Raw genomic sequence first — 9,577 nt, 5'->3', positions numbered from 1 at the left:
CGCCCAGAGCGGACATGGGCACCAACATTGGCCGGCTGAAAACATAGCTTTTCCGCCATTTTTGCTCGTGTGAGAGTGCGCGAACTGCTATGAAAGTGAGGTGTCGCAAGCATCTCTTGCCCCATCTGATGCCGAGGCGCGGATCGCCGTGCTGGAGGCCTCGCTCGCCCGAGCCAATGCAGCACTTGCCGCCCGCGACCTGCTCATCGAGACACTGCGTGGACAGATCGCTCGGCTGCGGCGGATGCAGTTTGGCGCATCCTCCGAGAAGTTGACGCGCGAGATCGCCCAGCTCGAACTCGCACTTGAGGAACTGGAAACCGAGAGCGCAGTCCCGGAGACCGGCGCGGTCTTGTCAGACACGCCCGTGCGGCCGGCACCAGTCCGTGCGTTGCCCGACCACCTGCCACGCGCGGAGGTCGTCCACGAACCCGCCTCCGGCGCCTGCACATGCCCGGACTGTGGCGGTGCGCTACGCCGTCTCGGGCAGGACGCCCATGAGATGCTCGATGTCCTGCCGGTGCACTGGCGCGTGGTGCGGAACGTCCGACCGAAATACAGCTGCCGGACGTGTGAGAAGATCGTCCAGGCGGCTGCCCCGGTGAAGGCAGTCGCACGCGGAAAGGCGACATTCGCAACGCTGGCCCATGTCGTCGTCTCGAAGTTCGAACATCACCTGCCGCTTTATCGGCAGTCCGAGATGATGGCGGCCCAAGGCTTGGACATCGACCGCTCGACGCTGGCGGGCTGGGTCGGTCATGCAGCCGCGCTGCTTGACCCCATCGTCAGTCGCATCCGCGAGGAAGTGCTGAAAGGCGACAAGATCCACGCGGACGACACGCCAGTCCCGGTGCTCGACCCAGGCCGCGGACGCACCGCGACCGGGCGACTATGGGTCTATGCAGTCGATGACCGCGCCTCGCCACCTCGCCGTTAGTTGAATAGTCAAACCGCTGAGGCTGGTAGGGGCACTGAAGATTGAGAGGTGAGGGGCGGGATCGTTTTCATGATGATGTTACCGATCGGGATCTTTACGCTCCCATCACTGAACACCGGCGCTGATATACCCGATCGGGAAGAATGGTGGTTGCGCTGGCGCATATATCCATTATCTTCCCGATCAGGATGATATTCAAAAGCTTCGCCACCACGTATGAACTCGGCGCCGCAGTCCGGGCTGCCCGCAAGGCGCAAGGCTTGCGCCAGGAGGAACTCGCTGGTGTAGCGGGCGTGGGCACGCGGTTCGTAATCGAGCTCGAAGCGGGCAAGCCGACAATCCAGCTTGGCAAGGCGATGGCGGTACTTGCCGCACTGGGGTTGATGTTCAGCCTTGATGGCCTGGAGCGTTGACCGACCGCGCGCTTGTGGTGTGGTGGGACCAGAATGTCGTTGGCCTGCTGACCCAGGATCGTGGTGGCGATCTGAGCTTTGGATATGACCCCGCGTGGGTAAGCGGCGACAACAGGCCGTTGTCCCGCTCCCTGCCGCTACGCGATGAGCCCTTCAACCGCGCGGCCTGCCGTCCGTTCTTCGGGGGATTGTTGCCCGAAGCCGACCAGCGACAAGGCGCCGCGGCGGCATTGGGTGTTTCGGTTGCCAATGACTTCGCCTTGCTGGATCGCCTCGGTGGCGATGTCGCAGGCGCGATCATGCTATTGCCGCCAAGGCAGGATCCACCGGAACGTTCGACGACTGGCGCACCGCGCGTTCTAAGCGATGACGCGCTGGCCGACATTCTCACGAGGTTAACCTCGCCGCCGAGCTGCATGAGATCAGCCGGGTCGAGTTTGGCGATGTCCGCCTTGTGCAGGATCGGCATGGTGATACGCGGGAGCAATGTTTCGAGTGCGCCGTAATCGAGCTGCGACAACGCCATCAGCGTCAAGCCGCGCAGTTCGCCCGAGTTGGGCTTGCGGACTCGGACGGTGGTGATCGGCTCGGCGCCGGGCCGGTCGAGAGGAACGTCGAGGGTGATGGTGCTGAGGCTGGTCGAGCTATTAAGGGTCGCTTGGTCGGTCATGGCAGCGGCTTTCGTCTGGAACTGGAAAGGGCGCCGGCGACACGATGCCGCCGGCGGTCAGATGCGTCGGGTCAGTAGATGCCGATCGCGGCGCGCAGCTCGGCGCGCCGATCGATGCCATCGACAATCAGCGTACCGGCGAGCACATCGATCTCGATCAGGGTGACGCCGTTCCAGACGAGGCGGTAGAACGCGATGGCGGTCTTGACCTTGAACTCACCGCCCTCGCCGAGCTTCTGCTCGCCCATGTCCATCTCTTCATGCCGGCCGCGCACCTCGACCTTGCCCGTCGTGCTAATCGAGGCCGACCGCGGACAGGACGCGCCCCACGGACGCAAGTTCGAATGGGACGAGCTGAAGACCGCCTATAACGGTCGCGCCGTCCGCACCCGCGCAATCGCCAATGGCGGCATGGAGACCTTCGAACCGCCGTTCCGCGGCGCGATCGTCGTGGCGCAGAACGACACCGTCGAAGCCTCGCCGGCTCTCCGCGAGCGCATCATGGCGATCCACTTCGACAAGACCCTGTTCAGCGTCGCCGGCAAGACTGCAGGCGAGCAGCTGGCGCGGATCGACGTCGAGGACGTCTCCGGTTTCATCATTCACGTCGTCCGCCGGGAAGATCAGATCCTCACCGCCTATCGCGAAGCGTTCAAGCATCACGAGGCGAGGATGCTGCGGCACCCTGGCATTCGCAACGGACGCTTGGCGAAGAACCACGCCCAGCTCGCCGCGATGCTTGATGCGATGCGCTTGGTCGTCACGAACCTGACGAACACACAGATCGAGCAGGCGCAGGCCTTCGTGCTGACGATGCTCGAGGAACGGCAGCGCGCCGTCGAAACCGATCACGCGCATGTCGAATGGTTCTGGGAGCGGTTCGACTACCTGAACAATCCCATCAACACGGACCGCACGGCATGCATCGATCACAGCCGGACGGCCGATGTCCACGCGATCAGCCTCGTCGATTTCGAGAAGCGCTGTGCCGACGCCGGCCTGCGCCTTCCGTGCGCGACGAACGAGCTGAAACGTCTGCTCAAGACCAGCAAGCGCCGCAAATTCGTCGACGTGAAGCCGGTCAACAGCCGCCTCACCGAGAAGACCACCAGCTGCTGGATCTTCCGCAACCCCGATCACCAACCCGCACCTGCCGCTCGCTGAAAGGAGCCACCTAAATGCTCGCCTATCCCACGCCCGTCGCAGATCGTGCCGTCTCGATCGCGGCCCTGCCGATAACCCCGGCACAATATCTCACCCTCCGCCGCGAAGCGTCCGGCTTATCCCGCATGCAGGTCGCGCGACGGCTCTACGAGATCAAGATTAAGCGCTTCTTCGGCGACCGCCGGCCGCGCCGGCTGTTCGACAGCGTCGCACAGGCGCTCGCCACCGTGGAGCAGCTGGAGATACCCGGCGCCCGCTCAAAATACCGCCCGGTGATTGACGTGCTCGGGGGCATCTTCCCGCTCGACGCCGACGTCTATCACCAGTTGATCGACGAACCCGCCGATCGTCGCCCGGCAATCTGCCGCAGCTGCGGTTGCTCGCGTCACGACGCTTGCGGCGGAACCTGCACGCTGACCCATGTCATCTGCAACTACTGCACCGCCGGCGCCGAAAGGCTCGCAGCGTGAACGCGATCACGACGATGCGGCTCGTGCGCGGCGCCGGCGGGGAAACCCGCCACGTCCCAACGCCGTACATCCCGCCCGCCCGCGGCGCGAAGACGAAGAAGCGCCACGCACCCGACCCGATCAAGACCAACGGGGAGACGGCCGCTGAAGAGCTGCGTCTGCTGCTCGAAAGGTTGGAGCGACTCCACGAGGAGCGTGATGGGATCTCGGGCGATATTGCCGACGTGATCGCCGAGGCCAAGGGCCGGGGGTTCAGCGGCAAAACCTTAGAGGCCATCCGTAAGATCCGCAAAAAGGCAAAGGAAGAGTTCCAGGAAGAGGAAGCGATCCTCGAACTCTACATGCAAAATCTGGGGATGCTCTGATGCGGCCCCGTTGGCACAACGATCACGAGCTGCTCGCAGCCGTCGCCGTCAAGATCCACGCCGACAACGCTACGCAGTACCGCGCCCTGTTCGCTGAAAAGTCGATCACGCGCGCCGCAGCGATCGAGGCGGTCCGCGTCACCTTCGCCGTCGCCTGCAGCTGGCGCGCCATCGCGGCGCTGGCGCCGGCGGGGGAATGGATCGACGATCCCGATTTGGGCGGTGCATGGCCATACGAACGGCGCCAGATGTTGAGCGACGTGGCCGAGGTCTCACGTCGCGCAGCAGACGCCATGTCGCATTGCTTCGAGACAGTCGGCTTCGCCGATGCCGTCGACACGCTGGTCTGGTGGGAAACCGCCATTCCCCCGGCTCGCCTGATCGCTGACACGAACATGCAGCTGCAGCGCGAAGCCGCGATGCGCCCGCCCGCGCGCCCCCGTGAGAGGCGGACGCCACCGACCCGGCCGGCGCCGATCGCCGCGCCCCCCATCACCAATCCGCACGCGCCACGCGCGGTGCAAACCACCCTGTTTGGAGTTGCCGCATGACCGTCTGCTGCCAGAGCCACTGACGGTGTTGTCCATCACCAATGGACTGATCGATGCCTTCATCGCGTGGCGGTCAGCGCAGGGCGCGTCGGCGCCGACGATCTCGCGAGACATCGCAGCGCTCCGCGGTCCCATCAACTGGGGAATGAAGAACAACCACCTGACGGCCGCGCCGCGGATTAAGGACGTGAAGGGAAGAAAGAAGCGGAAAGAGCTCGAATGGAGTCCGGAGCAGGTCGCGGCTATCCTCGACGCGGCCGCGGCAGACGGACAGCGCCGCCACATTCATCTGTTCGCCGTGATCAACCTGTCGACGCACGGACGGACGGAGGCGATCCTCGAACTGGATGCCGATACGCAAATCCGCCAGGGCCTGATCTACTTTCTTCGGCCCGACGAGGAGCAGACCCGCAAGCGCCGCGCCATCGTGCCGATCTGTCCGACGCTGGCGCCGTGGCTTGACGGTGTGACCGGCAAGGTTATCCGGTATCGCACCCCGACGTCAGCGAAAACGCGTGCGGCGGGCGGAGCTGAATGGTTTGAGCGGCCGACGGCGAACATAGCAAACGGCTTTGAAGGCGTGTTGCTCGCGGCACATGCCGCGCGGCCGGATCTCGGACTGGCACGGCAGGCGCTCGACGCGGACGGCAAGCCGGTATGGCTAGAGCCGCGCAAGAAGTTGGGCGAGACCAAGCGCCGACCGAAGATGGTCGGCATCGGTACGCCCAACACGCTGCGCCATACGATTCACACATGGCATAAGCGCCAGGGTGTGCCCGAAGCGCAGATCGATGCAGCTGCTGGCCACAGCGAGCAGGGGACCGGCGCGAGCTATACCCACCTTCGTCCGGAGTATTTGCGCGAGTTTACCGCCTCGACCGAGGCGTTCTGGGCAGCCGTGGGCGAGTTCACCGATGCCCATTTGCGTTACTGCTCAGGCGCAAACATCATTGCCTTTGTCGGTCAACGAATGCGGCGCTAACCAGCGCCGAACCTGACATTCTCGCGAAGTTAGTAGGGCAGCTACAATTAAGCAGCCATAGACGTGACGTTACGCTGAAACCGCTCCCAATCACGTCCAACTTCGTAACTAGGCCGTTTTTTAGTTTGTGCAGTATAAACCCAATCGCGTTGAATGCGATAGTCGGCGTGTTCCTCTGCTATGCGTCGGTCTTGGTACTCACCCGCATTCAGCGTAACGCCGTCAACTAACAAGCAATTTACCGCGTCTTTTGGCCAGTCTGCTACTAATACCTGGGCTAGGTTCTGCTGATAGCTGAAGACGTTAACTATGAATGGATCAATAGAACGCGGCAGAACTGCCTTTCGATACGCGGAGAAGAGCAATTCACTAAGTGCAAGGGGGCCATATTTATCGACTCCTGACCAAACCATTATTAGGCAATACTGTTTTTGCTTCAGGTCGCGTGCCCACATAAGCGCTTCAGGGTGCAAGCCCAGCTTTTTCAGTCTGCGGTGATATTCGGCGCCGGCTACGAGCATGCCCGGCGAGATTGTGTCCTCACTCATAGCTTTTCCTCGAGCCATTGCAGGACGCCCTCGGCGCCTAGGCTTGCAGTATAAAGGTCATCCAGAACTCTGTCGGTCACAGCCGAGCCATTAGCATACATGTGATGACGCGACCACTGGATGACGACCTTCCATTTAGGAGCAATTGCATCCATCGGCTGGATGGAAATGCCAGCGAGTTCCGCGATCCGTATCAAGTCGTGCGTGTAAAGGGCATCCCAGCCTTTCTGTCGACACATCGTGCGCGACGGCCAAGCATTCAACCTAAGGTGTTTCATTGCGCGAGCTTTGATGACGCACTCGCATGCGAATCCAGCTAGCGACCAGCCTTGAATACCAAAACCTTGATCCCGCAAGGCGACTGCAGCCGCTGCCCATTTTGTTCCAAGTGCCGCCCATTCTTCGGGGGAGTTAGCATGATCGCTGAATGGGTCCACATCGGGAAGCTAGCCTAGAAAAGAGGGGCGGCAAACCCATAACGTTGCCGACCAGAGGTTTCGATCAACCGGCGCCGAAATGGCCTCAATACCACACCGCAAAAAGCGGTGTCTGCGATACCGGCGCGATACCAACGCGATTACGCTGACCGCAGCGAGGGTGCTGCATACCGACCAATACCAAATCTTTTCAAATAGTTCCGCTTGGTGGAGCCGAGGGGAATCGAACCCCTGACCTCTGCAGTGCGATTGCAGCGCTCTCCCATCTGAGCTACGGCCCCGCGCGGTTGGCCATAGGCCAGGATCAGTGGCTTAGCGGCTCGATTTGGGCGTTGCAACCGGGTTGGTGAGACGGCTCGAACTTCCCTCCGGCGCGTCGTCGCAACGCAGCGTCGTGTCGCCGTCAAGCTGCCGCGATCGCAGGAACATTCCGCCAGTTTGGCGCTTGTAGTCCTCGGAATGTACGACCCCGCGATCGACGGGGCCGGCAGCCGCAGGACAGCAATTAGGAGGTTCCTATGGTCTACGAACGCAACACCCGAGATCGCCAGTCGGGCGACTATTACGGTCGGCCGAACTCGAACGACTATGGTCGCGATTTCCGCGCAGACGGTGGCGGCTATGGTCGTTCCAGCGCGCGTGAATATGAAGCCGCCGGCGAATATGATCGCGACGACAGCCGCAGCGGCCGCAGCCAGGGATATCAGGGGCGTGACGACCAGGGACGCGGCGATCAATATGGTCGCGAGCAGGGCGGTCGTGACTATTATGGCGGCCACAATGATCGCTCGCAGCCATCGGGCGGTGATCGCTATGGCCAGTCGCGTTACGGCCAGGGATCGGGTCAGGGTTATGGCCAGCAGGGCTACGGGCAGCAGGGCTATGGTCAGCAGCGCTCCGGCCAGGGCTATGGCCAGCAGTCCACCGGCCAGCGCAGCCAGGGTTCGGGCGATACCGAATATCATGGCAGCTATGCATCGGACGGTCGCCGTTTCGAGGACGTAGGTCGCAACCGCGATGCCGATGACGACAACCGCAACTCCTCGCGCGGCGGCAGCCGAAACGAGGGGCGTGATTATGGTCGCCAGCCACAGGGCTATGACTATGACGATCGCGGGTTCATCGCACGCGCAGGCGACGAAGTTCGGTCGTGGTTCGGTGACGACGAGGCCGAGCGTCGCCGCGAAGCCGATGCGCGCTATGACGAGCGGTCCTATGGCAACTCGGACAATCGTGCGTTTGGCAATCGCTCGTCGAACACGCATGATGACCATTATCATGGCTGGCGCAGCACGCAGATCGCGGCGCTCGACCGCGACTATGACGAATATCGCAACGAGAACCGCTCGAAGTTCGAGAACGAGTTCTCGTCGTGGCGCAATGAGCGCCAAGGCCAGCGCAGTTCGCTGTCGCAGGTTACCGAGCATATGGAAGTCGTCGGGTCTGACGGCAGCCATGTCGGCACGGTCGACAAGGTGAAGGGCGACCGGATCCTGCTGACCAAGAACGATCGCGACGCGGGCGGCGTGCACCACTCGATCCCGTCGCGCTGGATCAAGACCGTCGATGGCAAGGTCACGTTGTCGAAGTCGGCCGACGAAGCCAAGGCGGCGTGGAAGGAAGAAGAGCGCAACTCGGCGATGTTCGAGTACGGTGATCGCACGGGCGGCGACAAGAAGGATGCCGGCACCAGCGGTTATGCTTCGAGCTCGCAGACGGGCAGCACGGCGACCGGCACCGCATCGGGTACTGGCACGGCATCGACCACGGGCACGACGACCGGCGGCACCACCACTGGCACGACGTCGAACACGCTCGGCAAGTCGGGTTCGACCACGTACTAACTGGTTGAAAGCGTTGGCTGGCGTCGCATGATGTCAGCCGGGGAGGGGCCCGGGCGGAAACGTCCGGGCCTTTTTGCAGGTTGCGTTGAGTGTGTGTTTCGCCATACCCGCAACACGAATAATCAAGACAGGAGCAAGTTTATGGCCCGTGCATGGAGCCTGAAGGCACGTCCGCAAGGCATGCCGAAGCATACCGACTTCGCCATGATCGATCTCGACCAATCGACGCTCGGCGCCGGCGAGGTGCGGATCGCCAATCGCTGGCTGTCGGTCGACCCGTACATGCGCGGGCGGATGAACGACGTGAAGAGCTATGTCCCGCCGTTCGCGCTGGGCGAGGCGATGCAGGGCGGCGCGGTCGGCGAAGTGGTCGAGAGCAACGACGACGGCATCAAGGTCGGCGACATGGTGCTGCACATGGCGGGCTGGCGCGACGAAGCGGTGGTGTCGGCCGCGCAGGTGCAGAAGCTGCCGCCGCTCGACGTGCCGCCGCAGGCATTCCTGGGTCAGCTCGGCATGCCGGGGATGACCGGGTACTTCGGCCTGCTCCAGGTTGCCGAGGCGAAGGCGGGCGATACGGTGTTCGTGTCGGCAGCCGCGGGTGCGGTTGGGTCGACGGTCGTACAGGTCGCCAAGGCCAAGGGCATGACGGTGATCGGTTCGGCCGGCGGCGCGGAGAAATGCGCGTGGGTAAAGTCGCTCGGTGCGGATGCGGTGATCGACTATAAGAGCGACGTGCCGGTGGTGAAGGCGCTCGGCGAGGCTGCTCCGAAGGGTATCGACGTGTATTTCGACAACGTCGGCGGCGAGCATCTCGACGCGGCGCTGGCGCATGCAAATATGCATGCGCGGTTCGCGGTGTGCGGGATGATCGACGTCTACAACAGCGGCGCGGCGACGCAGCTGAAGTACCTCGCGCGGTTGATCGGTAACCGCGTGCAGATCCGCGGGTTCATCGTGAGCGACTACATGAATCGCGCCGAGGAGTTCTACAAGGACATGGGCGGGATGCTGGCGGCGGGGACGCTGAAGCGGCAGGAAACCGTGCACGAGGGGCTCGAGACGATGCCGGATGCGTTCCTGGGGCTGTTCTCGGGTGGCAATACGGGGAAGATGCTCGTTAAGGTTTGAGCGAGAGCCGGCCGGGGGATGAACTTTGTGTCCCGGCCGCTCTCTTGTTCTCCCGCGAAGGCGGG

General features: G+C 62.9%; 12 protein-coding genes, 1 tRNA gene and 2 pseudogenes. 10 read left to right on the top strand and 5 right to left on the bottom strand.

The features are described 5' to 3' along the window. Window positions 1-100: 100 nt before the first annotated feature. From tnpC to C8J25_RS21400, 3 genes and pseudogenes are all read left to right on the top strand, one after another. Window positions 101-922, top strand: a pseudogene (tnpC, locus tag C8J25_RS15860) (IS66 family transposase); the annotation flags it as partial. Window positions 923-1,080: 158 nt separating this feature from the next. Further along, window positions 1,081-1,350: a helix-turn-helix transcriptional regulator gene (locus C8J25_RS15855; protein WP_341871541.1), complete on the top strand. Its 270-nt coding sequence runs from the start codon at window positions 1,081-1,083 to the stop codon at window positions 1,348-1,350. Between the two features lie 14 nt (window positions 1,351-1,364). Further along, window positions 1,365-1,856, top strand: coding sequence for a HipA N-terminal domain-containing protein (locus tag C8J25_RS21400; RefSeq protein ID WP_425275473.1), 492 nt, complete (start codon window positions 1,365-1,367; stop codon window positions 1,854-1,856). Here C8J25_RS21400 and C8J25_RS21395 read toward each other — a convergent pair. Next, window positions 1,757-2,020 (bottom strand): annotated as a pseudogene (locus C8J25_RS21395) (phage tail assembly protein); the annotation flags it as partial. The gene C8J25_RS21400 and the pseudogene C8J25_RS21395 overlap by 100 nt on opposite strands. 71 nt (window positions 2,021-2,091) lie before the next feature. After that, the gene (locus C8J25_RS15840; RefSeq protein ID WP_244187151.1) at window positions 2,092-2,268 is read right to left on the bottom strand and encodes a phage major tail tube protein; all 177 of its coding nucleotides are present in this window, start codon (window positions 2,266-2,268) and stop codon (window positions 2,092-2,094) included. Between C8J25_RS15840 and C8J25_RS15835 the strand changes: the two genes are divergently transcribed. The 5 genes from C8J25_RS15835 to C8J25_RS15815 are packed head-to-tail and all read left to right on the top strand — an operon-like array spanning window position 2,267 to window position 5,552. Next, complete coding sequence (locus tag C8J25_RS15835) at window positions 2,267-3,184, top strand: hypothetical protein (protein WP_208622619.1); 918 nt, start codon at window positions 2,267-2,269, stop codon at window positions 3,182-3,184. The two genes, C8J25_RS15840 and C8J25_RS15835, sit on opposite strands and share 2 nt — an antisense overlap. 14 nt (window positions 3,185-3,198) lie before the next feature. Continuing rightward, window positions 3,199-3,654, top strand: a complete 456-nt coding sequence (locus C8J25_RS15830) for a hypothetical protein (protein ID WP_107955339.1) — start codon at window positions 3,199-3,201, stop codon at window positions 3,652-3,654. After that, entirely contained in the window at window positions 3,651-4,019 is a 369-nt protein-coding gene (locus tag C8J25_RS15825) for a DUF2312 domain-containing protein (RefSeq protein WP_425275471.1), read from the top strand. Before C8J25_RS15830 ends, C8J25_RS15825 begins: the two co-directional genes overlap by 4 nt. Beyond that, entirely contained in the window at window positions 4,019-4,570 is a 552-nt protein-coding gene (locus tag C8J25_RS15820; RefSeq protein ID WP_107955338.1) for a hypothetical protein, read from the top strand. Before C8J25_RS15825 ends, C8J25_RS15820 begins: the two co-directional genes overlap by 1 nt. 25 nt (window positions 4,571-4,595) lie before the next feature. Further along, a complete protein-coding gene (locus C8J25_RS15815) occupies window positions 4,596-5,552 on the top strand; it encodes a site-specific integrase (RefSeq protein WP_146173359.1) in 957 nt (318 codons plus the stop codon). Window positions 5,553-5,599: 47 nt separating this feature from the next. Here the strand turns inward: C8J25_RS15815 and C8J25_RS20330 are convergent, their stop codons facing one another. From C8J25_RS20330 to C8J25_RS15805, 3 genes are all read right to left on the bottom strand, one after another. After that, window positions 5,600-6,100, bottom strand: coding sequence for a hypothetical protein (locus tag C8J25_RS20330; RefSeq protein ID WP_146173358.1), 501 nt, complete (start codon window positions 6,098-6,100; stop codon window positions 5,600-5,602). Then, window positions 6,097-6,537 carry a hypothetical protein gene (locus C8J25_RS20325; protein WP_146173357.1) on the bottom strand — a complete coding sequence of 147 codons (441 nt, stop codon included), beginning with the start codon at window positions 6,535-6,537 and terminating at the stop codon, window positions 6,097-6,099. Before C8J25_RS20325 ends, C8J25_RS20330 begins: the two co-directional genes overlap by 4 nt. A 205-nt stretch (window positions 6,538-6,742) precedes the next feature. Next, a tRNA-Ala gene (locus tag C8J25_RS15805) sits at window positions 6,743-6,818 on the bottom strand. 237 nt (window positions 6,819-7,055) lie between these two features. Here C8J25_RS15805 and C8J25_RS15800 point away from each other — a divergent pair. Both C8J25_RS15800 and C8J25_RS15795 read left to right on the top strand, forming a co-directional pair. Then, window positions 7,056-8,381, top strand: a complete 1,326-nt coding sequence (locus C8J25_RS15800; protein WP_107955335.1) for a DUF2171 domain-containing protein — start codon at window positions 7,056-7,058, stop codon at window positions 8,379-8,381. Between the two features lie 141 nt (window positions 8,382-8,522). After that, window positions 8,523-9,512 carry an NADP-dependent oxidoreductase gene (locus C8J25_RS15795; protein ID WP_107955334.1) on the top strand — a complete coding sequence of 330 codons (990 nt, stop codon included), beginning with the start codon at window positions 8,523-8,525 and terminating at the stop codon, window positions 9,510-9,512. The last annotated feature ends 65 nt before the right edge of the window (window positions 9,513-9,577 follow it).

The organism is Sphingomonas faeni, assembly GCF_003053745.1.
Classification (GTDB): Bacteria; Pseudomonadota; Alphaproteobacteria; order Sphingomonadales; family Sphingomonadaceae; genus Sphingomonas; species Sphingomonas faeni.
This window is presented reverse-complemented; position numbering and strand designations above follow the sequence as displayed.